This is a genomic window from Pseudomonas sp. TR47 (genome assembly GCF_044143025.1).
Classification (GTDB): Bacteria; Pseudomonadota; Gammaproteobacteria; order Pseudomonadales; family Pseudomonadaceae; genus Aquipseudomonas; species Aquipseudomonas putida_E.
Genome location: NZ_JBHFCS010000006.1, coordinates 58381 through 81978, shown reverse-complemented (window position 1 = coordinate 81978; position 23598 = coordinate 58381). Strand labels below are relative to the sequence as shown.

26 protein-coding genes, 2 tRNA genes and 1 pseudogene are annotated in these 23598 nt (G+C 59.5%); 14 read left to right on the top strand and 15 right to left on the bottom strand.

The window, feature by feature from the left end; all coding sequences use genetic code 11:
• From ACEWE8_RS08755 to ribBA, 3 genes are all read right to left on the bottom strand, one after another.
• Positions 1-918: an ABC transporter permease gene (locus ACEWE8_RS08755; RefSeq protein WP_046787198.1), complete on the bottom strand. Its 918-nt coding sequence runs from the start codon at positions 916-918 to the stop codon at positions 1-3.
• Positions 915-1940, bottom strand: coding sequence for a polyamine ABC transporter substrate-binding protein (locus ACEWE8_RS08750; RefSeq protein ID WP_046787197.1), 1026 nt, complete (start codon positions 1938-1940; stop codon positions 915-917). The genes ACEWE8_RS08755 and ACEWE8_RS08750 overlap by 4 nt, the downstream gene beginning before the upstream one ends.
• 289 nt (positions 1941-2229) lie before the next feature.
• Positions 2230-3345: a bifunctional 3,4-dihydroxy-2-butanone-4-phosphate synthase/GTP cyclohydrolase II gene (gene ribBA, locus ACEWE8_RS08745; RefSeq protein WP_046787196.1), complete on the bottom strand. Its 1116-nt coding sequence runs from the start codon at positions 3343-3345 to the stop codon at positions 2230-2232.
• Between the two features lie 78 nt (positions 3346-3423).
• Here ribBA and ACEWE8_RS08740 point away from each other — a divergent pair, with 78 nt between their 5' ends.
• Together ACEWE8_RS08740 and ACEWE8_RS08735 are read left to right on the top strand one after the other, a co-directional pair.
• The gene (locus ACEWE8_RS08740) at positions 3424-3717 is read left to right on the top strand and encodes a DUF1330 domain-containing protein (RefSeq protein ID WP_046787195.1); all 294 of its coding nucleotides are present in this window, start codon (positions 3424-3426) and stop codon (positions 3715-3717) included.
• Between the two features lie 100 nt (positions 3718-3817).
• Positions 3818-4564 (top strand): SDR family oxidoreductase, encoded by a 747-nt coding sequence (locus tag ACEWE8_RS08735; protein WP_046787194.1) that lies wholly within the window; start codon positions 3818-3820, stop codon positions 4562-4564.
• A 10-nt stretch (positions 4565-4574) separates the two neighbouring features.
• Here the strand turns inward: ACEWE8_RS08735 and ACEWE8_RS08730 are convergent, their stop codons facing one another.
• The 3 genes from ACEWE8_RS08730 to ACEWE8_RS08720 form a co-directional block, all read right to left on the bottom strand.
• Entirely contained in the window at positions 4575-6650 is a 2076-nt protein-coding gene (locus ACEWE8_RS08730; RefSeq protein ID WP_046787193.1) for a PAS domain-containing sensor histidine kinase, read from the bottom strand.
• A 101-nt stretch (positions 6651-6751) separates the two neighbouring features.
• Positions 6752-8161, bottom strand: a complete 1410-nt coding sequence (mapR, locus tag ACEWE8_RS08725; RefSeq protein WP_046787192.1) for a GntR family transcriptional regulator MpaR — start codon at positions 8159-8161, stop codon at positions 6752-6754.
• A 123-nt stretch (positions 8162-8284) separates the two neighbouring features.
• Positions 8285-8524 carry a DUF3203 family protein gene (locus ACEWE8_RS08720; protein ID WP_046787191.1) on the bottom strand — a complete coding sequence of 80 codons (240 nt, stop codon included), beginning with the start codon at positions 8522-8524 and terminating at the stop codon, positions 8285-8287.
• Positions 8525-8716: 192 nt separating this feature from the next.
• Between ACEWE8_RS08720 and ACEWE8_RS08715 the strand changes: the two genes are divergently transcribed.
• The gene (locus ACEWE8_RS08715; RefSeq protein WP_046787190.1) at positions 8717-9235 is read left to right on the top strand and encodes an MgtC/SapB family protein; all 519 of its coding nucleotides are present in this window, start codon (positions 8717-8719) and stop codon (positions 9233-9235) included.
• A 531-nt stretch (positions 9236-9766) separates the two neighbouring features.
• Here the strand turns inward: ACEWE8_RS08715 and ACEWE8_RS08710 are convergent.
• The 3 genes from ACEWE8_RS08710 to ACEWE8_RS08700 form a co-directional block, all read right to left on the bottom strand.
• Entirely contained in the window at positions 9767-10666 is a 900-nt protein-coding gene (locus ACEWE8_RS08710) for a hydroxymethylglutaryl-CoA lyase (RefSeq protein WP_046787189.1), read from the bottom strand.
• A gap of 20 nt (positions 10667-10686) precedes the next feature.
• Positions 10687-11085 carry a MerR family DNA-binding transcriptional regulator gene (locus tag ACEWE8_RS08705; RefSeq protein ID WP_046787188.1) on the bottom strand — a complete coding sequence of 133 codons (399 nt, stop codon included), beginning with the start codon at positions 11083-11085 and terminating at the stop codon, positions 10687-10689.
• A gap of 110 nt (positions 11086-11195) precedes the next feature.
• Positions 11196-12074 carry a helix-turn-helix domain-containing protein gene (locus tag ACEWE8_RS08700; RefSeq protein ID WP_046787187.1) on the bottom strand — a complete coding sequence of 293 codons (879 nt, stop codon included), beginning with the start codon at positions 12072-12074 and terminating at the stop codon, positions 11196-11198.
• A gap of 130 nt (positions 12075-12204) precedes the next feature.
• On the opposite strand from ACEWE8_RS08700, the gene pobA reads away from it, so the two are divergent.
• On the top strand, positions 12205-13392 hold the full coding sequence (gene pobA, locus ACEWE8_RS08695) for a 4-hydroxybenzoate 3-monooxygenase (protein WP_046787186.1): 1188 nt from the start codon (positions 12205-12207) through the stop codon (positions 13390-13392).
• Between the two features lie 135 nt (positions 13393-13527).
• Here pobA and ACEWE8_RS08690 read toward each other — a convergent pair whose 3' ends face one another.
• Positions 13528-13710 carry a hypothetical protein gene (locus tag ACEWE8_RS08690; protein ID WP_039604431.1) on the bottom strand — a complete coding sequence of 61 codons (183 nt, stop codon included), beginning with the start codon at positions 13708-13710 and terminating at the stop codon, positions 13528-13530.
• Between the two features lie 155 nt (positions 13711-13865).
• On the opposite strand from ACEWE8_RS08690, the gene ACEWE8_RS08685 reads away from it, so the two are divergent.
• On the top strand, positions 13866-14609 hold the full coding sequence (locus ACEWE8_RS08685; protein WP_046787185.1) for a peptidase C39 family protein: 744 nt from the start codon (positions 13866-13868) through the stop codon (positions 14607-14609).
• 60 nt (positions 14610-14669) lie between these two features.
• Here the strand turns inward: ACEWE8_RS08685 and ACEWE8_RS08680 are convergent, their stop codons facing one another.
• Entirely contained in the window at positions 14670-15953 is a 1284-nt protein-coding gene (locus ACEWE8_RS08680; protein ID WP_012313845.1) for an FAD-binding oxidoreductase, read from the bottom strand.
• Between the two features lie 201 nt (positions 15954-16154).
• On the opposite strand from ACEWE8_RS08680, the gene ACEWE8_RS08675 reads away from it, so the two are divergent.
• The 4 genes from ACEWE8_RS08675 (at position 16155) to ACEWE8_RS08660 (ending at position 17816) form a co-directional block, all read left to right on the top strand.
• Positions 16155-16231 (top strand) — tRNA-Val (locus ACEWE8_RS08675).
• A 160-nt stretch (positions 16232-16391) separates the two neighbouring features.
• A tRNA-Val gene (locus ACEWE8_RS08670) sits at positions 16392-16468 on the top strand.
• A 152-nt stretch (positions 16469-16620) separates the two neighbouring features.
• On the top strand, positions 16621-17193 hold the full coding sequence (locus ACEWE8_RS08665) for an SPOR domain-containing protein (RefSeq protein ID WP_046787184.1): 573 nt from the start codon (positions 16621-16623) through the stop codon (positions 17191-17193).
• Positions 17194-17390: 197 nt separating this feature from the next.
• Complete coding sequence (locus tag ACEWE8_RS08660) at positions 17391-17816, top strand: bifunctional (p)ppGpp synthetase/guanosine-3',5'-bis(diphosphate) 3'-pyrophosphohydrolase (protein WP_046787183.1); 426 nt, start codon at positions 17391-17393, stop codon at positions 17814-17816.
• 13 nt (positions 17817-17829) lie between these two features.
• On the opposite strand, the gene ACEWE8_RS08655 is transcribed toward ACEWE8_RS08660, so the two are convergent.
• From ACEWE8_RS08655 to ACEWE8_RS08645, 3 genes and pseudogenes are all read right to left on the bottom strand, one after another.
• Positions 17830-18072, bottom strand: coding sequence for a DUF1654 domain-containing protein (locus ACEWE8_RS08655; RefSeq protein WP_039602925.1), 243 nt, complete (start codon positions 18070-18072; stop codon positions 17830-17832).
• A gap of 169 nt (positions 18073-18241) precedes the next feature.
• A pseudogene (locus tag ACEWE8_RS08650) lies at positions 18242-19042 on the bottom strand (asparaginase domain-containing protein); the annotation flags it as partial.
• Positions 19043-19930: 888 nt separating this feature from the next.
• Positions 19931-20239, bottom strand: a complete 309-nt coding sequence (locus ACEWE8_RS08645; protein ID WP_395589292.1) for a helix-turn-helix domain-containing protein — start codon at positions 20237-20239, stop codon at positions 19931-19933.
• A 163-nt stretch (positions 20240-20402) separates the two neighbouring features.
• On the opposite strand from ACEWE8_RS08645, the gene ACEWE8_RS08640 reads away from it, so the two are divergent.
• The 4 genes from ACEWE8_RS08640 (at position 20403) to ACEWE8_RS08625 (ending at position 22232) form a co-directional block, all read left to right on the top strand.
• Entirely contained in the window at positions 20403-20798 is a 396-nt protein-coding gene (locus ACEWE8_RS08640) for a hypothetical protein (protein ID WP_395589291.1), read from the top strand.
• Between the two features lie 19 nt (positions 20799-20817).
• Complete coding sequence (locus tag ACEWE8_RS08635) at positions 20818-21282, top strand: hypothetical protein (RefSeq protein WP_395589290.1); 465 nt, start codon at positions 20818-20820, stop codon at positions 21280-21282.
• Positions 21276-21794 carry a hypothetical protein gene (locus tag ACEWE8_RS08630; RefSeq protein ID WP_395589289.1) on the top strand — a complete coding sequence of 173 codons (519 nt, stop codon included), beginning with the start codon at positions 21276-21278 and terminating at the stop codon, positions 21792-21794. The genes ACEWE8_RS08635 and ACEWE8_RS08630 overlap by 7 nt, the downstream gene beginning before the upstream one ends.
• 195 nt (positions 21795-21989) lie before the next feature.
• Positions 21990-22232 (top strand): hypothetical protein, encoded by a 243-nt coding sequence (locus ACEWE8_RS08625; RefSeq protein WP_395589288.1) that lies wholly within the window; start codon positions 21990-21992, stop codon positions 22230-22232.
• Positions 22233-22260: 28 nt separating this feature from the next.
• Here ACEWE8_RS08625 and ACEWE8_RS08620 read toward each other — a convergent pair whose 3' ends face one another.
• Positions 22261-22467 carry a hypothetical protein gene (locus ACEWE8_RS08620; RefSeq protein WP_395589287.1) on the bottom strand — a complete coding sequence of 69 codons (207 nt, stop codon included), beginning with the start codon at positions 22465-22467 and terminating at the stop codon, positions 22261-22263.
• A gap of 319 nt (positions 22468-22786) precedes the next feature.
• Between ACEWE8_RS08620 and ACEWE8_RS08615 the strand changes: the two genes are divergently transcribed.
• Positions 22787-23566 (top strand): hypothetical protein, encoded by a 780-nt coding sequence (locus ACEWE8_RS08615; RefSeq protein WP_395589286.1) that lies wholly within the window; start codon positions 22787-22789, stop codon positions 23564-23566.
• Positions 23567-23598: the final 32 nt, after the last annotated feature.

The window sequence follows — 23598 nt, the reverse complement described above, 5'->3', positions numbered from 1 at the left end:
TTACCTCGCGTTGCCGACCGGTGATTCCGGTTGCAGCTTCAGGTACAGGTAGAAGAGCACCAGGGTGATGACCACCAGCAGTGCGGCGGCGGCGCTGGCCAGGCCCCAGTTAAGGAACGATTGCACCTGCTGGATGATGAATTCGGGCAGCATCATGTTTTGCGCGCCACCAAGCAGTGCCGGGGTGACGTAGTAGCCCAGCGACATGACGAACACCATCAGCGCACCGGAGAACAGCCCCGAGCGGCACAGTGGCAGGAACACCTTCCAGAAGTTGGTCCAGGGGCTTGCGCCGCAGATGGAGCCGGCCTGCAGGACCATCGGGTCGATGGCGTGCATGGTCGCCTGCAGCGGCAGCACGATGAACGGGATCATGATGTAGCTCATGCCGATCACCACGCCGGTCAGGTTGTGCACCATTTCCAGCGGGGCATCGATGATGCCCAGCGCCATCAACGCCTTGTTGATCACCCCCGAGCCCTGCAGCAGCACCAGCCACGAATAGGTACGCGCCAGCAGGCTGGTCCACATCGACAACAGCACGATGTTCAGCAACCAGCGGCCCCAGCCGTTGGGCACCAGGGTGATTGCCCAGGCCAGCGGGAAGCCCAGCAACACGCTGATCAGGGTGACGACGCCGGCCACCGAAAAGGTGTTGAACAGTACCCGCGCATACGCCGAGTTGGCGAACAGCTGCTCGTAGTTGCCCAGCCCCGGCACCGGCTCCAGCACGCCGCGCAGCAACAGGCCGATCAGCGGGGCGAAGAAGAACAGGCCAAGGAACAGCAGGGCGGGCAACAGGTTGCGGCTGCCTTTCCAGCGCTGGCCGAGGCTCACGCGGCGCGGGGCCGTCCCCGGAGCGCCGGTGCCCGTGGGGGCACCTTGCGCGTTTTGCAGGGCATTGATGGCGACTTTCATTTCACCAACCACTCATTCCAGCGCGCGGCGATGGCCTGGCCGTTCTTGGCCCAGTAGGCGAAGTCCAGGGTGACCTGGTCCTGGGCGTAGGCGGTCGGCAGGTTCTGCGCGAGGTCTTTGTCGAGTTTGGCCACGCTGTCCAGGTTCACCGGCGCGTAGGCGGTCTTGTTGGCGAACTCGGCCTGGCCTTCGGCGCTGCTGGCCTGGGCCAGGAACTTCATGGCCGCGTCCTTGTTCTTGGCGCCCTTGGGGATGACCAGGAAATCGGCCATGACCAGGTTCTGCTTCCAGCTCACGCCCACCGGCGCTCCATCTTGCTGCAGGGCATAGACGCGGCCGTTCCAGAACTGGCCGAGCGAGGCTTCACCGGAGGCCAGCAGCTGCTGCGACTGGGCACCACCGCCCCACCAGACGATGTCTTTCTTGATGGTGTCGAGTTTCTTGAAGGCGCGGTCCAGGTCCAGCGGGTAGAGCTTGTCGGCTGGCACGCCGTCGGCCAGCAGGGCCAGTTCCAGTACGCCGGGGCTTGGCCACTTGTACAGGGCGCGTTTGCCGGGGTAGGTCTTGGTGTCGAACAGCGCGGTCCAGTCCACCGGCTTGTTGGCGCCGAGCTTGCCTTCGTTGTAGCCGAGCACGAACGAGAAGAAGAACGAACCGACGCCATGGTCGGAGACGAAGCGTGGGTCGATCTTGTCGCGCGCGATGGTGTTGAAATCGAGGGGTTCGAGCAGGCCTTCGCTGGCGGCCCGCAGGGCAAAGTCGGCTTCCACGTCGACCACGTCCCACTGCACGTTGCCGCTCTCGACCATGGCCTTGAGCTTGCCGTAGTCGGTCGGGCCGTCCTGCACCACTTTGATGTTGGTCGATTTGCTGAAAGGTACGGCCCATGCTTCTTTCTGGGCGTCCTGGGTGGTACCGCCCCAGCTGACGAAGTTGAGGCTGTCGGCGGCCTGGGTGGCCTGACATGCCAGGGTCAGCAGGCTGGCGGACAGCACTGCGGTTACACGTTTGCTCAACAGCATGGTTACGCCCTCGTTGCTTTTTGTTATTCGAGGCGGGCTGGTAGTGCGCCCGCCAACATTATTCGGGGAGCAGCTAAAACAATGTGTCGGTGGCCGTTTGGTGAGTGTAGGTGGCGGCCTGTGATTTCAAGGTCTACGGGATATCATATTATGGTATTCCAAGATTTTGGCAAGAGCGGGAGGCTACCGGCCATCACTCTTTCTCGCCTCGAAGCTGCAAGCCTCAAGCTGCGAGCTTCAAGTCAAAGCAGATCGCGTTGCGCCGCAGATCCGCTTCAACTTGCAGCTTTCAGCCCTGGGGCTCGAAAGGTATGCTCTGCACCACTTCCAGCTCATACCCGGCCAAGCCCGCATACTTGAGCGGTGGGCCCAGGTGGCACAGCTTGCCAACGCCCAGGTCCTGGAGAATCTGCGCGCCGGTGCCGACTTCCGAGTACACCTTCGATTGCCCACGCTGGTAGGGGCGCAACGGCTGGGTCAGTTGCGGTATGCGCTCAAGCAGCGCCTGCGACGATTCATGGTTGGCCAGGATCACCACCACCCCGGCACCTTCCTCAGCGACCTTCTGCAGCGCAGCCCACAAGGTCCAGTTGGCCGGCCCGGCATATTCGGCACCGACCAGGTCGCGCAGCGGGTCGATTACGTGCACGCGCACCAGGGTCGGCTGTTCGCGGTGGATATCGCCCATCACCATGGCCATGTGCACACCGCCTTCGATACGGTCTTCATAGGTCACCAGGCGGAAGGTGCCGTGCACGGTCGGCAGTTCGCGTTCACCGATGCGCTTGATGGTCTGCTCGGTGCTCAGGCGGTAATGGATCAGGTCGGCGATGGTGCCGATCTTGATGCCGTGCCGGGCGGCGAACACTTCCAGGTCCGGTCGACGGGCCATGGTGCCATCGTCGTTGAGCACCTCCACGATCACCGACGCCGGGGCAAAACCGGCCAGGCGTGCCAGGTCGCAACCCGCTTCGGTATGGCCGGCGCGGTTCAGCACACCGCCTTCGCGGGCGCGTAGCGGGAAGATGTGGCCGGGCTGCACCAGATCCTCCGGGCGGGCATCGGCGGCCATGGCTGCAGCCACGGTGCGTGCCCGGTCGGCCGCAGAAATACCCGTGGTAACCCCCGTAGCGGCCTCGATCGATACGGTGAAGGCGGTGCTGAACGCACTGCCGTTGGCCGGTACCATCTGCTCAAGCCCCAAGCGCTGACAATGCTCGTCGGTCAGGGTCAGGCAGATCAGGCCCCGCGCTTCGCGGGCCATGACGTTGATGGCCTGAGCGTCGCAGCGCTCGGCGGCGATCAGCAGGTCGCCTTCGTTCTCCCGATCCTCGTCGTCAACCAGCAGTACCATCTTGCCTTGGCGGTAGTCCTCGAGGAGTTCTTCGATCGTATTGAAAGCCATGCTGCACGCTCACTGTGAATGGGTGATTATTATGGTATACCATCATACACAAATAGTTTTGCAACAGGAGAGTAGCGGATGAAAGCGTATTGGATTGCCCACGTGGACGTGACCGACCCCGAGCAGTATCAGCAGTACACCCAACGTGCGCCCGCCGCCTTTGCCGCATTCGGCGGGCGGTTCCTCGCCCGGGGCGGGCGCAGCGAGGCGATGGAAGGGCGGCGAAGCCCCCAGCGCAGTGTGGTGATCGAGTTCCAGACCTACGAGCAGGCGCTGGCCTGCTATCGATCCGAGTTGTATCAGCAAGCGTGCACCCATCGCCAAGGGGTGGCCAAGGCAGAGGTGATCATCGTGGAAGGGTTCGAGCCCTGAGCTCGGGCTGATATCGCCTGACCTGTTGTGCTGGGTCATTCCCAGCGGCTGGCTTTTCCCCTATTGTCGACGCTATCTTTCCAAGCGATTTGGCAGGGCCATGGAGAAAGTCATTGTCATCACCGGCGCCAGCCGTGGCATCGGCGCCGCCACCGCCATGCAGGCCGCCCGCGAGGGTTACCGCATCTGCATCAACTACCACGCCGATGACCAGGCCGCGCAAGGCATTCTTGCCCAGGTGCGCGCACTCGGCGCCCAGGCCATCTGTGTGCGTGCAGACGCCAGTGTCGAGGACGAGGTGATCCAGCTGTTCCATCGCGTCGATGAAGAGCTAGGCCCCGTCACCGCACTGGTGAACAACGCCGGCACCATCGGCCAGCAAAGCCGTGTCGAAGACATGTCGGAGTTCCGCCTGCTCAAGGTGATGAAAACCAATGTGGTCGGGCCGATGCTTTGCGCCAAGCACGCATTGCTGCGCATGGCCCGCCGCCACGGCGGCCAAGGCGGGGCCATCGTCAATGTGTCATCGGTCGCTGCGCGCCTGGGCTCACCCAACGAATACGTCGACTACGCCGCCTCCAAAGGTGCCCTCGATACCTTCACCATCGGCTTGGCCAAGGAGGTGGCAGGTGAGGGGGTGCGGGTCAATGGCGTGCGCCCAGGCTACATTCATACCGCCTTCCACGCCCTGTCCGGCGACCCCGACCGTGTCGCCAAGCTCGAGCCTGGCTTGCCCATGGGGCGCGGCGGCCGCCCGGAAGAAGTGGCCGAGGCGATTCTCTGGCTGCTGTCGGACAAGGCGTCTTATTCCACTGGCAGTTTTCTCGACCTGGGCGGCGGGCGCTGAGCGCCACCGCTCACGGCTGCCTGGCCGCCAGCAGTTGATGGACGCACTCGGCCAGCGCATCCAGCTCGAACGGTTTGCCCAGTACATGGCTGCCTTGCAGCAACTGATCGTCTCCCAGCGCCACACTGTTGTCATAGCCGGTGATGAACAGCAGTTCAATGCCGGGATACTGTTGCCGGTAGCGCTCAGCCACCTGGCGACCGTTGGGGCCGTCGGGCAGGCCGATGTCGCTTAGCAGCAGGTCCGGCCGCTCGCTGCCTTGCAAGTGTGCCAGGGCGGCAGCGCCAGTCTCGAAGGCTTCGACCTGATAACCCTGTTCTTCCAGCACCTCGCGGATCACCAAGCGCAGGGCTAGCTGGTCTTCCACCAGCACGATGCGCTGCCCGCCCGCACGGTGCCTATCCAGTGAGCCGGTCTTGGAGGGCAGGGCCTGCTGCACGGGCTGTGCGTGATGGCGCGGAAGGTACAGTTCAACGCGTGTGCCCTTGCCGGGTTGAGAAAGCAAGCGTAACTGCCCGCCAGACTGGCGCACGAAACCGTAGGTCATCGACAACCCAAGGCCGGTGCCCCGGCCGTTGGGTTTGGTGGAGAAGAACGGGTCGAAGGCGCGTGCAACCACTTCCTCGCTCATACCGCAGCCGTTGTCGACAACGCTGAGGCGCACGTAGTCGCCGCAAGGCAACCCCAAAGGGCGTGCCTGATCGCTGTCGAGCGCCACATTGTCGCCATGAATGCTGATGACACCACCGTCAGGCAGCGCGTCGCGGGCATTGATGCACAGGTTGAGCAATGCGCTTTCCAATTGTGGCGGGTCGATAAAGGTTGGCCAGAGTTCAGGCGCGAACCGGCTGTGCAGGGAAATGGAAGGGCCGATCGTTCTGCGCACCAGCTCCTGCATGTCGCCCAGCAGCGCCGCCACCTCGGTGGAACGGGGTTGCAGGGTTTGCTGGCGCGAAAATGCCAGCAGTCGGTGCACCAGCGACGAGGCGCGTTTGGCCGTACTGTTGGACAGTTCGAGTAAGTTTTCCAGCCCGGTATAGCGCTGTTGTCGCAGGCGCAGCTGGATCAGTTCCTGGGTATTGAGGATGCTGCCCAGCAAGTTGTTGAAGTCATGTGCGATGCCGCCGCTAAGCTGCCCGACGGCCTCCATTTTTTGCGCCTGACGCAGTGCCTGCTCTGCGTTGGCAAGGCGTTGCTGCTGCTGTACCCGCTCGCTGATGTCGTAGGCGAACAGGTAAGCACCCACCGGGGTACCTGCAGCATCGCGCAGGGCATTGAAGCGCAGTTCATAATGGCGCTGGTCCGGCGGCTGGCCGAATGCACCGGTTGCGGTGAACTGCTCGCCCTGCAGTGCCCGTCGCCACAAGGGCAGGATCGCATCCCGGTCCGCGGCATTGTCACCCATCAGGGGGGGCATGCAGGCGCCGACTACCGGTGTCTGACCATACAGGAACCGGAAGTCCTCCCTGGCCTTGCGATTGACGGCCAGCCAGTGCATGCCGCTATCGAGCACATGCACGTTGGCTGCGCTCTGGTCGATAAGCTCTGCGAACAGGCTGCGCTGTGCCAGGGCTTCGCTGACCCTTTGCTCCAGGTGCGCATTGAGCTGCTCGAGGGCCTGCTCGGTCTTGCGTCGCTCGGTGACATCCTTGAACAGAACCGCAACCTGCCGGCGCTGCGCCGGCTCGACGCGAAAGCTGCTCACTGACAAAACGCGGCCGCTGGCTCGCAATTGCTGCTCGAATTGCAGGGGGGTGCCGGTATGCAGCACTGGACCGTAGCGGGCAACCCAGGCGTCGGCTTCATCAGGCAATATGTCGCGCATTTTCTGGCCGGTCACGTCAGCGATGCCGGCATGCCTGGCATAGGCCGGGTTGACGAGCACGTGCACGAAATCACTCAGCGGGCCATGCGGGCCGTCAATGAATTCGATGATGCAGAAGCCTTCATCCATGCTCTCGAACAGAAAGCGGTAGACATCGAGGCCCAGATGCGGGTGTTGCTGCAGTTCGGCTTCAAGCTGCGCGTTACGGCGGCGCAGGGTTGCGATTTCCTCGCGCAGGGCGAGCATCTCGTTCAGAGGCATTGGCGACGTCCGGCAGCGGTGCGTGGCCAGACTTTAACGCGACGGCTCTGGTACGCCTAGCCGCCATCTCGCCAGATTGCGCACGAGTGGGCAGTTTGCCGTCAGAATGAGCGGATGATGCGGCCCAGGGTTTCCATTGCCCGTTCGGCGGTGTCGCCCCAAGGGGTGCCGTAGTTCAGGCGGATGCAGTTGCCAAAGCGGCGGGTGGGCGAAAATATGGGCCCCGGAGCGATGCTGATGCCTTGGGCCAAGGCCATGTGGAACAGCTTCAGTGCATCTATCCGTTCGGGCAGTTCCAGCCACAGAAAGTAGCCGCCAGAAGGCTGGCTGACTCGCGTCTGCGGCGGAAAATACCGCGAGATGGTGGCGAGCATGTTGGCTTGCTGGCCCTCCAGCGCATAGCGCAGTTTGCGCAAGTGGCGGTCATACCCGCCGTGTTCCAGGTAGTCGGCAATGGCGGCCTGGGCCGGCATCGAGGCGCACAGCGAGGTCATCAGCTTGAGCCGTTCGATCTTCTGGGCAAAGCGCCCGGCGGCTACCCAGCCAATGCGGTAACCGGGCGCCAGGCTCTTGGCGAACGAGCCGCAGTGCATCACCAGGCCTTGCGTGTCGAAGGCCTTGGCGGGCTTGGGCGCCTGCTGCGAGTAATACAGCTCGGCGTAGACGTCGTCCTCGATCAGCGGCACCTGATGGCGTTGCAGCAACGCCACCAATGCCTGTTTCTTCGCCTCGGGCATGCTCGCGCCCACCGGGTTCTGGAAGTTGGTCATGCACCACACGGCTTTGACCGGGTGCTTCTCCAAGGTCTGGGCGAGCGCGGCCAGGTCCATGCCCTCGCGCGGCTGCACGGGTATCTCCACCGCCTTGAGCTTGAGCCGTTCCAGCACCTGGAGGCAGGCGTAGAAGGCCGGTGCTTCGACCGCCACCAGGTCACCCGGCTCGGTGACCGCCTGCAGGCACAGGTTCAGTGCTTCCAGCGCGCCGTTGGTGATCAGCAATTCCTCCATGGGCAGCATCAGCCCGCCGACCATGTAGCGCAGGGCGATCTGCCGGCGCAGTTGCGGGTTGCCCGGTGACAGGTCGGTGACCACCATGCGCGGGTCCATGGCCCGGCTGGCGCTGGCCAGCGAGCGCGACAGGCGCTGCAGCGGGAACAGTTCCGGGCTGGGGAATGCCGACCCGAACGGCACGGTATTCGGGTCCTTGATCGACTCGAGTATCGAGAACACCAAGGCGCTGACATCCACGTCAGTCGATTCGCTCAACGGCTCCAGTGGCTGTGGCTCGCTGAACTGACGCGGTGCATGGGCAGTGACGAAATAGCCTGAACGCGGCCGTGCGCGGATCAGCCCGCGGCGTTCGAGCAGGTAGTAAGCCTGGAACACGGTCGACGGGCTGACCCCGTGCGTCTGACTGGCGTAGCGCACCGAAGGCACGCGCTGGCCGGGGCCGAGCACGCCGGAGCGGATCAGTTCGGCAATGTCATCGGCAAATCGTTCGTAGCGTTTCATGAGGGCTCGGCAAGCAGGGTGAACAGGCAATTCACCCACACTATGGCCCCGAAGCGGTTTTCAGTACAGGCTCAGGCCATGCACCAAAAACCGGATCAGTTGCCAGGCAGTGCTTCTGCCGCGCTAGATTACCGAGCCAGGAACGCTCGCCTTCAAATGCTTTCGGCTGTCCACGGCACCGGCGACGGTCAGCGCGTCGGCTTCGGCTTCGGTGATCGGGACACGCTGGCCTGCGAGCAGTGCCACAGACATGTGCAACTGCTCATCTGTAACGATCTCGATGTCCGGGCCATCGCCTTCGATGCGCAGGTCTTCGCCTATGAGGGTGCAGCGGCGGGTGCTTTCTTCGATTTCGACGGGCATGGGGTGGTCCTCCGGTTTGCGGTTACAGGTGTGACCGCGAGCGGTAGCAGGTTGCTGCATCAAGCTGCTGCACGGCACTTTATCGGGCGTGCACGGGTCAACCCACAAAGGCGCCTCTGCCGGCCTTTTCGCCTGCATTGCTCGTGAATGGAAGGTGGGGGCAGCACACAGCTTGCGTCTGAGAAACGACCCATGGACCTCATCTGGCAAACCATTCAAGCAGAATTCGCCGACATCACAGAAGTGCGCGACGTCACCCGTATCATCCTGCGCCTGCTGATGGCAGCCATTCTGGGGGCCGTTCTGGGCTTCGAGCGCGAGCACAAAGGCAAGTCCGCTGGTGTGCGTACACATATGCTGGTATCGGTGGGCGCCGCATTATTCGTGCTGGCGCCAAGCATGGCAGGTGCCGACGAGCAGGCCATGAGCCGGGTAATCCAGGGCATCGTCGCCGGTATCGGTTTCCTCGGTGCGGGCACCATCCTCAAAGGTAATGGTCGCGATACCAGCCACGTCAAAGGCCTGACCACGGCCGCCGGCCTGTGGATGACGGCGGCAATCGGTACCGCTGCAGGCATGGGGCGTGAGGCGACGGCGCTGATCAGCACAGTGCTTGCGCTGCTGGTGCTGGCCACGATGCCGATAGTGGTGGAAAAGGTCGAGGGGCAGGACGAGGAGAAACAGCAGGAGGAGGAGGGCAGGAAGCACTGAGGGGAGCCGAAGCTCCCCTCAAAGCGTTGTTGCCTGCTCTTTTCTTATTATTGAGGCCGGCCTTTTGTTGTTTTTGTAGGCCTGCCTTGGTGTTGCGGGTGACCCCCAACCGGGGTCAAGAGCAAACGTATTTTTTTGAGCGCTGACCTGCTTTCATCCTGGGGATCCGATGCTGACTGCCGCTACCTTGAGGTAGTTTTATTGTTCTGTGCCAGACCGCGGGGCGAACCCCTGAAAAGCGTGTCTACTCCAAAAAAATCTGCTTGCTGCGCCTCTGCCGTGTTGTTCTTGTTATGTCAGAGCCGTTACATGTTGTTTTTATTGGGTATCGCATTTTTTGTTGTTGTTGTACCAAAGATATAGCAGGTGCCGTGCCAACTTTTTTAAACCCTTTAAAATCAATGGTTTGTCCTGATTCGCATGATTTGGGTGCCGTGAAATTCTGTCGAATTGTTTCCCTGTTACCCGATTTTTTGCTGACGGCTGTGGGGGCGGTAACACTCACCCACACATACGTGACAACCGTGTGAATCACTGTGCGCTGCGTGCCCGCGCCACACGAGAGCCGTTGGCCCGGCCCAGCACCTTGCTGATACGCTGCCCGGCGGCGATCAAGCGGCCCAGGTCGATGCCGGTTTCAATCCCAAGCCCTTGCAGCAGGTACACCACATCCTCGCTGGCGATATTGCCCGTTGCGCCCTTGGCATAGGGGCAACCCCCAAGGCCGGCCACCGAGCTGTCGAACACACTGATGCCTTCGAGCAGGCTGGCATACACGTTGGCCAGCGCCTGGCCGTAGGTATCGTGGAAGTGGCCGGCCAGTTGCTCACGCGGCACGTGCGCCGAGACAACCTCGAACAGCCTGCGGGTATCGCCTGCGGTGCCAGTACCGATGGTGTCGCCCAGAGAGACTTCGTAGCAGCCCATGTCATGCAGGGCCTTGGCCACAGGGGCGACCTGTTCGGCACTGACCCTGCCTTCATACGGGCAGCCGAGCACGCAGGAAACGTAACCGCGCACCTGCACACCGTGGCTGCGCGCCGCCTGCATGATCGGCTCGAAACGCTGGAGGCTCTCACTGATCGAACAATTGATGTTGCGCTGGGAGAACGCTTCGGAGGCGGCGGCGAACACTGCCACTTCCTTCACCCCGGCCGCCAGGGCGTCTTCGAACCCTCGCAGGTTGGGCGCCAGGGCCGCATAGGTAACACCCGCGCGTTGCTCGATAGCGGCAAACACGTCGGCAGAGCCGGCCATCTGCGGCACCCATTTGGGCGAAACGAAACTGCCGACTTCAATGTAGGCCAGCCCGGCGTCGGTAAGGTCGTCGACCAGGCGCACCTTGTCCGCGACACTGATGGGCTGGGCTTCGTTCTGCAGGCCGTCGCGAGGGCCGACTTCGACCAGGCGGACTTTTTCGGGCAAAGGCATGGTGGGGTTCCTGTGGCGGGTCAGCGGTTGTCGTTATTGTTCAATGTTGCGGCCAGGGCCTGTTCGCAACGTTCCTGGGCGGTGTCCAGCTCCAGTTGCATCTGGTGAATATCGAGCATCTGTTGCTCAAGCTGGGCGCGGCGCTCGGCGATCTTTGCCAGCATGCTGTTGAGTTGCTTGAGGTTACCGCTGCTGGGGTCGTAGAGCTCGATCAGTTCACGGCATTCGGCCAGCGAGAAACCGATGCGCTTGCCACGCAGTATCAGCTTCAGGCTGACCTTGTCGCGTGCCGAATAGATGCGTTCCAGGCCACGGCGCTCGGGGCTGAGCAGGCCCTGTTCCTCATAGAAACGGATGGCGCGGGTGGTGATGTCCAGCTCGCGGGACAGGTCGGAAATGCTGTAGGTCTGGCTGCTCATGCGTGGGCTCGGCGTGGAGTATGGCGGTATCCTGAATGCAGGTTTACGTATACGTCAAGCAGGGTGTTGCGGGGTTGTCTCTCTTTGCCGCCCAGTACAGGCATTGCCAATCAATCAGGCTGCACCGAGCGACGATAACCATTGGGTGTCTGCCCACTCAAGCGCTTGAAGAACCTTGCAAAGTAGGTCGGATCACTGAAGCCCAGGCTGTCCGACAACTGCCCGATGCTTATGCGTGTATAGATCAGGTTTCGCTGTGCCTCCAGCAGCAGCCGCTGGTGCACCAGTTGCAGTGCGCTCTGCCCGCTCAATGCCCGGCACAGTTGGTTGAGCTGCAGGCTCGGGATCTTCAACCGCGCGGCAAAGTCCTCCACCGACAGGTGCTCACGGTAGTGCGCTTCGACCAGGCGCAGGTATTGCCCCAGCAACTGACGGTCACGTTCGTCGCGGTTGCGCGGCGCCTGGCCCAGTTGCTGGCGACGGCTGATCCACACCATCAGTGCGGTCACCAGGGCTTCGAGCAGGGGCGCGCGTGCCGGAGCATGGCCCTGGTACTCCTGCTGCAGCGTGTCGATCAGGCTGCGCAGATGCACACGGTCCTTGCCCAACGGGTAACAGGCAGGCTTGGCCAGCACCCCCAGCGGTGCACCCAGGCGTTGCTCGAGGTTGGCTACCAGCGCGGTGCCGAAGGTCAGCACATGCCCCTGGATATCGGCACTGAAGCGAAAACCGTGCACGGTCAGCGGTGGTACCACCTGGATTGCCGCTTCGCCAATGGCACTGCGCACGCCCTCGATCTCTACCTGAGCCTGGCCACGTTGCACATACAGCAACTGAAACAGTTCGGCGTGCTGGTGCGGTTTGATTTCCCAGTGGTGCAGGCGGCTGCGGGCCGGGATCGACTCGCAATGCAGCAAGTCCGTACCGGGCCATGCCTGGTTTTCGCCATACAGCTGAAACAGCGGGACGCCGGGGAGTGACGATTTCATGAGCGGCTGGCCTGTCCGTTAATCGAACGCTTTTTATAAAAGTGCAGGTTTTGCATCGGATAGCACAGCTATTGCGCCTGTGCTGCCCGTAAAAATGCAGCTAGAAATCTAATAACACGAGAGAACAACAATGAAAACTCAGGTTGCAATCATCGGTGCAGGTCCGTCTGGGCTTCTGCTTGGTCAACTGTTGTACAAGGCCGGGATCGACACGGTCATTCTTGAACGTCAGACGCCTGACTATGTACTTGGCCGCATCCGTGCCGGTGTGCTCGAACAGGGTACCGTCGACCTGCTGCGTGAGGCAGGTGTTGCCGAGCGCATGGACCGCGAAGGGTTGGTGCACGAAGGTGTCGAGCTGCTTGTAAGTGGCCGCCGCCAACGTCTGGACCTCAAGGGCCTGACCGGAGGCAAGACGGTCATGGTCTATGGCCAGACCGAAGTGACTCGAGACCTGATGCAGGCGCGCGAAGCCAGCGGTGCGCCGATCATCTATTCGGCCAGCAATGTCCGGCCCCACGAGCTCAAGGGCGAACGGCCGTACGTAACCTACGAGAAGGACGGCCAGACCCACCGCCTGGACTGCGACTACATCGCCGGCTGCGACGGCTTCCATGGTGTTTCCCGCCAGAGCATCCCCGAAGGTGTACTCAAACACTACGAATGTGTTTACCCGTTCGGCTGGCTAGGAATGCTGTCCGATACGCCGCCAGTGAACCACGAACTGATCTACGCCCATCACGAGCGTGGCTTTTCGCTGTGCAGTCAGCGTTCGCAGACACGCAGCCGCTACTACCTGCAAGTACCGCTGGATGAACGCGTGGAGGACTGGTCCGACGAGCGTTTCTGGACCGAACTCAAGGCCCGTTTGCCTGAAGACGTGGCAGCGCGCCTGGTCACCGGCCCGGCGCTGGAAAAGAGCATTGCTCCCTTGCGCAGCCTGGTGGTCGAACCCATGCAATATGGGCACCTGTTCCTGGTCGGTGACGCCGCACACATCGTCCCGCCCACCGGGGCCAAAGGCCTCAACCTGGCGGCTTCGGACGTGAATTATCTGTACCGCATCCTGGTCAAGGTCTACCGCGAAGGGCGCACCGACCTGCTGCAGCAGTACTCGCCCTTGGCGCTGCGCCGCGTGTGGAAAGGCGAGCGCTTCAGCTGGTTCATGACCCAGTTGCTGCATGACTTTGGTGAGCACAAGGATGCCTGGGAGCAGAAGATGCAGGAGGCGGACCGTGAGTATTTCCTGTCCTCACCTGCGGGGCTGGTGAACATTGCCGAGAACTATGTGGGGTTGCCGTTCGAGGAGGTGGTTTAGGGGCAGTGCATTTAGTAGAGCGCTTGCGATCAAAAAAGTGGCCTGCAGGTTAATACCGGTCAGTTAGCGTTAGCAGGGCTGCTATGCAGCCCAATCGCCGGCAAGCCGGCGATTGGGCCTCGGAAATTGCGAAGATCAATGCGCCTGCGCGTGACGGCGCACCCGATTGACCGGCTGCTGCTTGGCCGGAACCTGCGGTGGCAGGTGGTGATGGTGCTGTGCATGACGCCGCACGATGCGTAGTACACCCCAGAGCATGGCGGCAGCGACGCTAAGCCACATACCTACCAGCATGAGGATTGCCATGGTCAGGCTCATGTCTACCTCCTTCTCTTGGGCCAGCTTTCGGCTCACCCTCCAGATATTGCTTAGTCTAGCTCCCCCCGCGTGACGTTCCATCTATCGAAGGTCTATTGCTTGGTTCGTTTGGTTCCAAGCCCGCACCGGGCTATACCCACGTCGCCTGGCGCCCTATGATCGTGGGTCAAGGCCGGGCGTTGCCAGCCTGGCGCCAGAACAAGCGAGTGTCCATGGTGCAAATTTCCTTCAAGTCCCGGGTTTTCGAGCCACGCCGCCTGATGGTGGCCTGCCTGCTGGCCGCGAGCCTCTCAGGCTGTGCCAGCGCGCCACCGGCCGCCGTCAAGGGCGTTGCGCAGCGGGTCGAGATCAGCAGCGTGCCGTTCTACCGAGGCAACGCCAACCACAGTGGGGCCATGGCGCTGGCGGCGTTGCTCTCGCAGCAGGGCGCGCCGATCACCCCAGGGCTGCTGGACAAGCCACTGAACCTGCCGCAGGGCGCCGAGTCGCTGGGCACCGGCATCCCGCGCGTGGCGCGCGATTACGGCAGGGTCGTATACCCGCTGGACAAACAGCTGGACGCCCTGTTGACCCAAGTCGCTGCAGGCAACCCGGTGCTGGTGCGTTTTCAGGAAGGTTCGGCGTGGTGGAGCGAGCCGCGCTATGCGGTGCTGATCGGTTTTGACCGTTACAAGCAGCGGGTGCTGCTGCGTTCAGGGATGCACCGGCGGCAGATGATGCCCTTCGATGATTTCACCTCGGCGTGGGCGCAAGAGGGGAGCTGGGCGATACTGGTACAGCCGCCACGGCAACTGCCGGCCCAGGTGGACCGGCAGCGCTGGCTGCAGGCTGCCGACGAGTTGGCCCGTGCGGGCCAGGAATTGGCGGCTAAGCAGGCCGTGGACAGCCTGGAAAGGTAAGCCACCCGCACTGGCCTGATCCCCGGCAAGCAGGCGATCAGGCCAGTGCTGGCAACATCATCAGAAGCCCAGACGGTCGCGCAAGCTGTAGTACCACGCACCCAGGGCGCTGAACGGTACGCGCAGCATCTGGCCACCCGGGAACGGGTAGTGCGGCAGGCCGGCGAACGCGTCGAAGCGCTCGGCCTGGCCGCGCAATGCCTCGGCCAGCACCTTGCCCGCCAGGTGGGTGTAGGTGACGCCGTGGCCCGAGCAACCCTGCGAGTAATAGATGTTGTCGCCGATACGGCCAACCTGTGGCAGACGCGACAGGGTCAGCAGGAAGTTGCCGGTCCAGGCGTAGTCGATCTTGACGTTCTTGAGCTGCGGGAAGGCCTTGAGCATCTTCGGGCGGATGATCGCTTCGATGTTGGCCGGGTCGCGTGCACCGTAAACCACACCACCGCCGAAGATCAGGCGCTTGTCGCTGGTCAGGCGGTAGTAGTCGAGCAGGTAGTTGCAGTCCTCGACGCAGTAGTCTTGCGGCAGCAGGGTGCGGGCCAGTTCCTCGCCCAAGGGCTCGGTGGTGATCACTTGAGTCCCGCATGGCATCGATTTGGCCGCCAGTTCCGGCACCAGGTTGCCCAGATAGGCGTTGCCGGCGACGATGATGAACTTGGCGCGCACCTTGCCCTGCGGGGTGTGCACAACCGGGTTGGCGCCACGCTCGATGCGGATGGCCGGGGTCTGCTCATAAATGATGCCGCCCAGCGACTCGACCGCGGCAGCTTCGCCCAGGGCCAGGTTCAGCGGGTGGATGTGGCCGCCGCTCATGTCCAGCATGCCGCCGATATAGCTGTCGCAGGCGACCACTTCACGGATGCGCTTCTGGTCCATCAGCTCCAGCTGATTGTGGCCGAAACGTTCCCACAGGCGCTTTTGCGATTCCAGGTGGCCCATCTGCTTGGAGGTCAGCGCAGCGAATACGCCGCCATCCTTCAGGTCGCACTGGATGTTGTACTTGGCTACACGCTCACGGATGATGCGGCCGCCTTCGAAGGCCATGTGGCCCAGCAGCTGCGCCTGCTTGGGGCCGACTGTGCGTTCGATGACGTCGATGTCACGGCTGTAGCTGTTGACGATCTGGCCGCCGTTGCGGCCCGATGCGCCGAAGCCGACCTTGGCCGCTTCGACGATGCTCACCTTGAAGCCGTTTTCCAGCAGGAACAGGGCGCTGGACAGGCCGGTGTAGCCTGCACCGATGATGCACACATCGGTTTCCACCTCACCCTGCAGCGCCGGACGTGGCGGCACCGGGTTGGCCGAGGCGGCGTAGTAGGACTGGGGGTAGGGGGTATTGGCCATGCTCGAGAAACCTCGTGTTTTATATTTTTAACGAATGTACCGATGCTATCAATAATAATAAACACCCGCTAGTCGTCCGTTGAAAATCCTTTACTGCTCCTTGGGCGGCGCCTCTCTATAAAGAGGTTAAGATTCAGTAGGTTAGCTCGAAAAAAAGTGTTGACAGCGGTTTTGGATTGCGTAGAATGCGCACCACACGACAGGCACATAGCTCAGTTGGTTAGAGCACCACCTTGACATGGTGGGGGTCGTTGGTTCGAGTCCAATTGTGCCTACCAAATCTCAGAAAGGGCGATCCGAAAGGGTCGCCTTTTTTGTTTGTGGCTTCTAAAGAAGGCCGCGCGCCACAGGTGGGGCAGGCTTCTGAAAGTTTTTGATTTTTTTGAAAAAAACGCTTTACAGGTACGCATGCGGTGACTAATATGCGCACCACACGACAGGCACATAGCTCAGTTGGTTAGAGCACCACCTTGACATGGTGGGGGTCGTTGGTTCGAGTCCAATTGTGCCTACCAAACATCAGAGAGGGCGATCCGAAAGGGTCGCCCTTTTTGCATTGTACGCGTCCGGTGGGTGGCCGGTATGTAGCAAGGTGTAACGTATGGTCGCGGTCTGTGCCATGGGTCGCCATGCTAGAATCCGCCGCTTCGAAACGGGAGGTACACGCGTGCGCAAACTGGCAGTGGTAATGGCAGTGCTGGCCCTGGTGGGCTGTGAGAACGAGGTCGAAGGTGTGCACAAGCAGGTGGCCGAGCACCTGCACAACCCCAAGACCGCCAAGTTCGGCAACGTGCGGATCGACACCAAAGGCACCATTTGCGGTCAGGTGCGTGGCAAGGACGATGCCGGGCAGTACGAAGCCTACCGCAGCTACGTCGCCGTCAAGGGTGAAGGTGGCCAGTACGACATTATCGTCGACGACAATGGCAACAACCTGCGCATCCGCGAAATCTGCGGCGGCGCCGAGTTACAGCGCCGCGCCGAGGCCTTGGCCGACCAGCCAGCCCCCCAAGGCTGGGATGTCGAGGTGATCCAGGGCGCCAACATGGGCGCATTGAGCGACATGACCGCCCGCCTGATCGAGAAGGGCATCCCGTCCTCGGTCGAATACCGCAATGGCAAGCCGGTGGTGCTGCTGGGGCCGTTCCCTACCAAGGAGGAGGCCGAGGCACGCAAGGCAGAGGTCATGGCCAAGCTAGGTACGGATTCGGTTGTCATTCAGCACGGTGCGCAGCGCTGACTTTGTAGCATGGCCTCTAGTGTGGGAGTCGGCTTGCCGGCGATCACCGGCGCAGCCGGTGCCATGCACTGAGGTGCCTGCATAGAGGCGAGCCGCCTTTTCCCGCTGGCTGTGAAAGCGCCGGAACAGACGCCTGTCATCTGTAACCCGACCCGTCTATGCTTGCTCTGTGAGACGGCTGAAACGGGGAGGGCCTCATGTCTACACTGGAGCGGGCCATCGTGGTAGCCACCAGAGCGCATGAAGGGCAATACGACAAAGGCGGTGCGGCGTATATCCTGCACCCCCTGCGGGTGATGATGCAGGTGTCCACGCCCGAACAGCGCATCGTCGCCGTGCTTCACGACGTGATCGAAGACACGCCGCTGACACTTTCCGACCTTGCCCGCGAGGGCTTCACGCTAAAGATCCTGGCCGCCTTGCTGGCCTTGAGCCGGCGTGATGGCGAAAGCTACGAGGATTTCGTCGTGCGCCTTGGCTGCGACCCGCTGGCGCGTACCGTCAAAATGGCCGACCTGGCCGACAATAGCGACCTTTCACGCATCGCCTGCCCAGGCCCGGCCGACCTGGCACGGCTGGCCCGTTATCGGCAGGCCAGCGCCTACCTGCAGGCACTGGCCTAGGCCCCTTGCGCGGTCAATCGTCCTTCGGCACCGTCCAGAAAATCTGCACACCGCCATCGTCGCGGTGGGCGAGGGTGACGTTGTCGTTCTCGGCGATCTCCTCGAGCAGGGTTTCCCAGTCGTCGGGCGACTCCTGTTCCAGGCGGAAGATCAGGGCGGCGCGGCTGCGTTGAGCGATGGGGCTGTTGATGATTTTCTGGATACGCGTACCCAGTTGTTCATAACTGCTCGGCGTTGCAGGGGCGGTACTGGCCACGGGGCTTTTCCTTGTTTTGCTGTATGCGCGTACAGTATTTCACTGTAAGGTATTTCGCAACTGCGTGTAAGGTAAAAAAGCGGAGGGCTGTGGGTGGCCGATCCGTGGCGAGTTAAACCGCGAAAAAGGGCCGGTGTAGCCAGCACACCAGCCCCTTGTCATGCAGCAATCAGTATTCCCAGAAAATCCGCTGCAGCTCTTTGCTGTCCTGGGTCTTGGTCATTGCCACCATGGCCAGGATCCGCGCCTTCTGTGGGTTCAGGTCGTGCGCCACAACCCAATCGTTCTTGTCATCCGGCTGCTCGGCGTTGCGCAGCACGAAACCGCCCTGGTTGACGTGCGACGAGCGGATGATCTGCACGCCATCCTTGCGCAGCTCCTGCAGTGCCGGCACCACGCGCGACGACACCGAACCGTTGCCGGTACCGGCATGAATCAGCGCTTTCGCGCCGTTCTGTGCCAGTGCCTTGTAGGCCGTGTCGGTCACGTTGCCATAGCCGTAGGCGATGTCGACCTGCGGCAGGCTGCTGATCTGCTTGATGTCGAATTCCGAGTTGACGGTGTGACGCTTGGCCGGCAGGCGGAACCAGTACGATTTGCCTTCCACCACCATGCCCATCGGGCCCCAGGCGCTCTTGAACGCTTCGGTCTTGATGTTGACCGCCTTGCTCACGTCGCGGCCTGACTGGATCTCGTCGTTCATGGTCACCAGTACGCCCTTGCCGCGGGACTGCTTGTCGCTGGCCACGGCCACGGCGTTGTACAGGTTGAGCATGCCATCGGCCGACATGGCGGTGCCCGGGCGCATGGAACCCACCACCACGATCGGCTTGTCGGTCTTCTCTACCAGGTTGAGGAAGTAGGCGGTTTCTTCCAGGGTGTCGGTGCCGTGGGTGATGACGATGCCGTCGACGTCCTTGCTTTCGGCAAGTTCGGCGACGCGCTTGCCCAGCTTGAGCAGGTCGTCATTCACAGGTCTGTCACGGCCTACGGACGCACTAGCACCAACTATCTACGGACGGACATCCCCCTAGCTTACCGAACAGCCGCTTTCCTCTCCTTGAAAAGCGAAAGAGATTCAAGGTGCAAATTCGACGAGGAGTGGGGTGCGAAAGTTTGATTGTTATAGATAGATCGCTGAGATACTTGAGTGGGCGCTCAATATTTTAATTATTGAATTATGATTGGCGAGGCTGGTGATGGCGGAATTTTCATTTAGAGCAGAGTGTATTGAAGATGTGTGCAGCTACTTGGCGTTGGTAGGAGCGAGCATGAGAATAGTGGAGTGTAAGATTAAGCAGGATCCAGTATTCCCTGATGTCGATGTTAGCCTCTGCGTCGAAGCAGGAGTGACAGAACTACGACGTATAGCCCGCAGGGTTGATGATGGGCACGTAATTGTGGAGTCCATGGTGGCTGGAAATCACTTTGAATAGAAGATAGGTGTGTGGTTTTCTCAGTTCTCCTTGCGGGCTACAGCTTTAAGTCTCGATTTTTTAAAGTAGCATGGCAGGGCGTTGGTGATTAAAAGAGCAGGATTATGTTATGGAGAGTTTCTTGAGCAGCACCAAGGTAGTCCCTCGGGATAGGTATGTTACTTATAAAGGTTTAGGCGGGACGCCTGTACAACGTTCAGATGGTTGCCATTCTCAAGCAGGAGCCACGTACGAAGAGTCTCCTCACTGACGCCGGGTGCGCAGCCGCAGTGACCGGAGACGATTTTGGTCTCAATGCTAGAGATGATTTATTTGGCGAAGCTCCGAAGAGCTAGGAGGCGTCCACGCCTGCCGGGTCAACTGACGTTGTCCACCCCTCTAGCCTAATAATCGTTCGGGACTAGATGTATGCGCAAGCTGGATTAGGGCGTGATGCGACCAGACATGCGCCAGGTCGTGAAGCTCTGCACCTCCTTCTCAACGCGCTGAAGGATGCCTTTGGAATCGCTCAACTCCTCCAAAGACAGCGCGGTAAGCACAAGCACGCTGCTCAGCTCGACCCCCAGGTGATCGCATACCCCTCGCAGTACCGCCAGCGATGGGCTCCTCTTTCCGAACTCAATGTCACTGAGATATTGGGGTGAAACCACTCCGTCAAAATGCGCCTGTGTCCAGCCTCGCTGAAGCCGCATTTCCCTCAAGACCGCGCCCAGCGCCGCTTCGAACCCCATGCTGATGCCTGCTGTAGAAAACAGCTGGCATTAGACGAAGCATGGCGTTAGATTGGAATCAACGATAGGCGATGCTACGATATATCTTGAGATAGCTACGTAAGGTATGGTGCTTTTTTGCTGCCCCTTAGCCACTGCGTACCCATAAATTTGGAGCGTAAATATGAATGACGCCGCAGAGCGCGATTTGATTATTAAATACCCGCTTCTGTTCGGTAGCGAGGGGCGTCGTCGTGATGCAGAGGTTTGGGGCATTGGGTGCGAGGACGGATGGGCAGAGATTTTGAACGCGCTGTGCTCTGAGATTCAAACATATATAGATGAGCACAATGTTGAGCAGGTTAGGTTCTCTTACGTAAAAGAAAAATTTGGGGAGCTGAGGGTTTCCTGTATTTGTGCGGATGAATATGTTTCTGCGCTAGTAAGCAAGGCTTTGCAGGTATCAATTAAGACATGCGAGTGGTGTGGTCAGCCAGGTTCTAGAAAAAGGTTGCAGTCCGATTGGGTTAAGACCTTATGTGAGCCTTGCGAAGCGCAGGCTCTAAAACGGATTTCTTAATGGATCTATAGGTAAAGCAATGTTCGAAACCCATGCAGAAGCCATCTCAGTTTCTTCTGATCTACCAAATGAGCAATTGCTCGAAATTGGTTACGTGTCGCAACGACTTCAGGCAGCTTGGTTTTATATTACGCAGCACTACATTAAATCTGGCGGTAGTGATGTGTCAAAAGGTGAGGTCATGATTGATGATGTGGATAAGTTGAAGAGGTTTTTGTCTAAAAAATTTACTGGTTCATACACTTATAAAATTGCATTGGTCATTCCTCCGACTATGAACGGGACTGATGACTGGTCAATGGCGCCCTTAATCGAAATCAATGAAGTGGTATCTGGCCCATTGGCTGAAAAGCGGCATTACATTTACACGGTTGATAGCGGAGAGAGGCTTTATTATTCGGAGCAACCGGATGGGACTTGGGAGCGAGGTCCTCAGGAATTAATTTATAAGCGAAATGCACAGTGCGAGGTTGCAGTATGCTGAATTTGCTTGTCTCTACTAAGATGGTCATGGCTAACTCTTCAAATTCTGTTTCGCTCGCAAAACAGCTCTTCTCACTGTACGAAGATGGACAAAGTGTTCCAGTGCATGAGCTGAAATCTCTGATTTCCTCTCCAAGGCTTTTCGATGTTTACCTGAAGGATTTTTTAGGCGGTGAGGCGATTTTGGCAGGAGACTCATTCCTGGATCTTCATACAAATCTCGCTGACTCACCCCAGAAAACATATGCAATCAAAATGAGTGATTGGGAAGTGGTGCGTGAGCTATATGTGGAGGTCGACTCTTTCCATTTCAGAGATACGAGTGTAAGTAAAGTCCAAGTCTGGCCATACGATCCCCGTAGTTTGTCGCCCGAACAGATGAGGCTTGCTGTTGCGGTGAGCTACACCGACTCAGAGTTGCTGGAGGAGCCCCGTTTGTGCGGAGCACTAAGAAATTTGCTCTCAGAATATAGAGTTGAATTTTTCTGGGAACGAAGAGTTTATGACTCCTGATTGGTCAGACGACCCGTCCCATAAAGTTATGTACCTGAGGTATTAGTCTCAAGCCCTAGGCTGTCGGATGACTGTGTCCGCAATCTCGATTCGAGCGGCCTGGTTTTTGTAGCTGACAGTTTCCTTTCAGAGCACAGCATGCTCGGTGATCACACGTAGCGCAGCTGCGGCGTGTCGCAGGAGGCCTGGGCGGAGATGAGGGAGAAGGTTGAATTGGTCGATGAGTTCCACTTTACGGACGCCACCCTGAGCCGAATCCAAGTCGAGCCTTTTGATCCGTCTTCGTTGGATTTAGAAGCCATGAAAATTGCGGTAGCGTTCTCTATCACTGATCTGGAGATGATCTATGAATCGCGGATCTGTGGTGCAGTGGAGGTCCTGCTGACGGACTTCAACATCACCCCCTGGGGCATAAGGTTCTTCAAGGAGAGTGCATAGTAGGCACAGTGGGTGTGTCGATCTGAGGTTAGTGCAGCGTGCCGTAGGGGCCACCCATCGAGCGCTGGTAGTAGTCAGAAAGGGCTTGGAAAAGCTCTTCAGCTTCATGTTTGTACTGCTGTATGAGATCTGCCGGCGCGCCTGCATCTACCGCTTCGTGATAAGTCCTCAGCGCATCCAGGGCCTGCTTCATCAGTGGGTCGTCGGAAGGGAGCGGGGCAATAAACATTTTCATTTATGACGCCTCGGGATGTGCCCTGTGCTATGCGCTAAAGGCCAGGCTTGGCGAGTGCGCTCATTCGCTCACACTAGCCTAATCGGTCACAGAAGTCAGACGACCCTCCGTCATGTCCTTTGGCGGTACCTTCCTCAAGCGTAGAGTACAGTTGTGCTCCACCTCCACAATCCAGCGGTGTTGCTTGTCTCTGGAGAGTGCGCTGTGAGGAGGCTGTGTGGGATATGAACAACTGTGATGGCACATTGATTTCGCTGGTAATTGTGTTCCCGTGATCTCAAGCGGTATATTTCCTGAATCAGGAATGCAGGAATCAATAATGGAACTTTACGGCGTCAAACCACTAGTCGATCGAGCTAAAGAGTTATTCCAAAAAGATGATGAGTGTCAGTTGAAGTATGCGTGCTTGGAGCTTCGTTTTTGCTTCGAGCTTATAGCATATCGGCAATTGCAGCAGTACGGAGAAAAAATTCCTGGTTCGATCGTCGGGCAGTGGAAGCCCGATCAAATTATCAGGCTCCTAGCTTCTTTCGATCCTGCAAGCGAGCAAGGCGGAATACTGAGTGTAGGGCTGCAAAACTCACCTGATGAAATGCCTACGGCTTGGGCTACCGTCGGTGAATCCAAGGCCATTCCCTGGAGAACCTTTAGACGGCATTATCAAACTCTGGGATCTTATCTGCATGCTCCGATGCCTAAAGCTGACGGCAGTGCGCCAAAGCCGATAAATAGAGATAAGCTCCGTGTGATGATTGCCGATATCGAAGATGTTATGTCGGCAACTATCATTCTCGCTATGCATAAAACTATCAATGCAACCTGTGACTGCGGCCAAGAGATTTTCATAGGTGAAAGCGAATATGAGGACGGCGAGCTTGCGAGATGTTCAAATAAGAAGTGTGGTCGCTATTGGCATAAAGCTACCCTAGCTGATGGTGATAGGGTGTTGCAGGCGGCTAAAACCATTTTTTTCAAATGTCAGTGCGATGCCCTCATGTCTGTGCCAGTTGAAGATGTGTGGAAGCGGTTCTCATGCAGAAACTGCATGAGCACATTCCGAGTTAACCTAGGCTATTCAGAAGTCAAAAAAATGATCTAAGCGATTGTTCAGGTTGGTCGCAGGGCCAGCCT

What these genes read in the sequence shown, in the direction of transcription:
- ACEWE8_RS08635 (WP_395589290.1), top strand. Translation starts at nt 20,818, where the DNA reads ATGTTCGAAACCCATGCAGAAGCCATCTCAGTTTCTTCTGATCTACCA.
- ACEWE8_RS08705 (WP_046787188.1), bottom strand. Translation starts at nt 11,085, where the DNA reads ATGAGCAGCCAGACCTACAGCATTTCCGACCTGTCCCGCGAGCTGGAC.
- ACEWE8_RS08735 (WP_046787194.1), top strand. Translation starts at nt 3,818, where the DNA reads ATGGAGAAAGTCATTGTCATCACCGGCGCCAGCCGTGGCATCGGCGCC.
- ACEWE8_RS08700 (WP_046787187.1), bottom strand. Translation starts at nt 12,074, where the DNA reads ATGAAATCGTCACTCCCCGGCGTCCCGCTGTTTCAGCTGTATGGCGAA.
- ACEWE8_RS08720 (WP_046787191.1), bottom strand. Translation starts at nt 8,524, where the DNA reads ATGCCCGTCGAAATCGAAGAAAGCACCCGCCGCTGCACCCTCATAGGC.
- ACEWE8_RS08730 (WP_046787193.1), bottom strand. Translation starts at nt 6,650, where the DNA reads ATGCCTCTGAACGAGATGCTCGCCCTGCGCGAGGAAATCGCAACCCTG.
- ACEWE8_RS08690 (WP_039604431.1), bottom strand. Translation starts at nt 13,710, where the DNA reads ATGAGCCTGACCATGGCAATCCTCATGCTGGTAGGTATGTGGCTTAGC.
- ACEWE8_RS08660 (WP_046787183.1), top strand. Translation starts at nt 17,391, where the DNA reads ATGTCTACACTGGAGCGGGCCATCGTGGTAGCCACCAGAGCGCATGAA.
- pobA (WP_046787186.1), top strand. Translation starts at nt 12,205, where the DNA reads ATGAAAACTCAGGTTGCAATCATCGGTGCAGGTCCGTCTGGGCTTCTG.
- ribBA (WP_046787196.1), bottom strand. Translation starts at nt 3,345, where the DNA reads ATGGCTTTCAATACGATCGAAGAACTCCTCGAGGACTACCGCCAAGGC.
- ACEWE8_RS08625 (WP_395589288.1), top strand. Translation starts at nt 21,990, where the DNA reads ATGAGGGAGAAGGTTGAATTGGTCGATGAGTTCCACTTTACGGACGCC.
- ACEWE8_RS08620 (WP_395589287.1), bottom strand. Translation starts at nt 22,467, where the DNA reads ATGAAAATGTTTATTGCCCCGCTCCCTTCCGACGACCCACTGATGAAG.
- ACEWE8_RS08685 (WP_046787185.1), top strand. Translation starts at nt 13,866, where the DNA reads ATGATCGTGGGTCAAGGCCGGGCGTTGCCAGCCTGGCGCCAGAACAAG.
- ACEWE8_RS08640 (WP_395589291.1), top strand. Translation starts at nt 20,403, where the DNA reads ATGAATGACGCCGCAGAGCGCGATTTGATTATTAAATACCCGCTTCTG.
- ACEWE8_RS08740 (WP_046787195.1), top strand. Translation starts at nt 3,424, where the DNA reads ATGAAAGCGTATTGGATTGCCCACGTGGACGTGACCGACCCCGAGCAG.
- ACEWE8_RS08645 (WP_395589292.1), bottom strand. Translation starts at nt 20,239, where the DNA reads ATGGGGTTCGAAGCGGCGCTGGGCGCGGTCTTGAGGGAAATGCGGCTT.
- ACEWE8_RS08615 (WP_395589286.1), top strand. Translation starts at nt 22,787, where the DNA reads ATGGAACTTTACGGCGTCAAACCACTAGTCGATCGAGCTAAAGAGTTA.
- ACEWE8_RS08750 (WP_046787197.1), bottom strand. Translation starts at nt 1,940, where the DNA reads ATGCTGTTGAGCAAACGTGTAACCGCAGTGCTGTCCGCCAGCCTGCTG.
- mapR (WP_046787192.1), bottom strand. Translation starts at nt 8,161, where the DNA reads ATGAAACGCTACGAACGATTTGCCGATGACATTGCCGAACTGATCCGC.
- ACEWE8_RS08680 (WP_012313845.1), bottom strand. Translation starts at nt 15,953, where the DNA reads ATGGCCAATACCCCCTACCCCCAGTCCTACTACGCCGCCTCGGCCAAC.
- ACEWE8_RS08630 (WP_395589289.1), top strand. Translation starts at nt 21,276, where the DNA reads ATGCTGAATTTGCTTGTCTCTACTAAGATGGTCATGGCTAACTCTTCA.
- ACEWE8_RS08715 (WP_046787190.1), top strand. Translation starts at nt 8,717, where the DNA reads ATGGACCTCATCTGGCAAACCATTCAAGCAGAATTCGCCGACATCACA.
- ACEWE8_RS08755 (WP_046787198.1), bottom strand. Translation starts at nt 918, where the DNA reads ATGAAAGTCGCCATCAATGCCCTGCAAAACGCGCAAGGTGCCCCCACG.
- ACEWE8_RS08710 (WP_046787189.1), bottom strand. Translation starts at nt 10,666, where the DNA reads ATGCCTTTGCCCGAAAAAGTCCGCCTGGTCGAAGTCGGCCCTCGCGAC.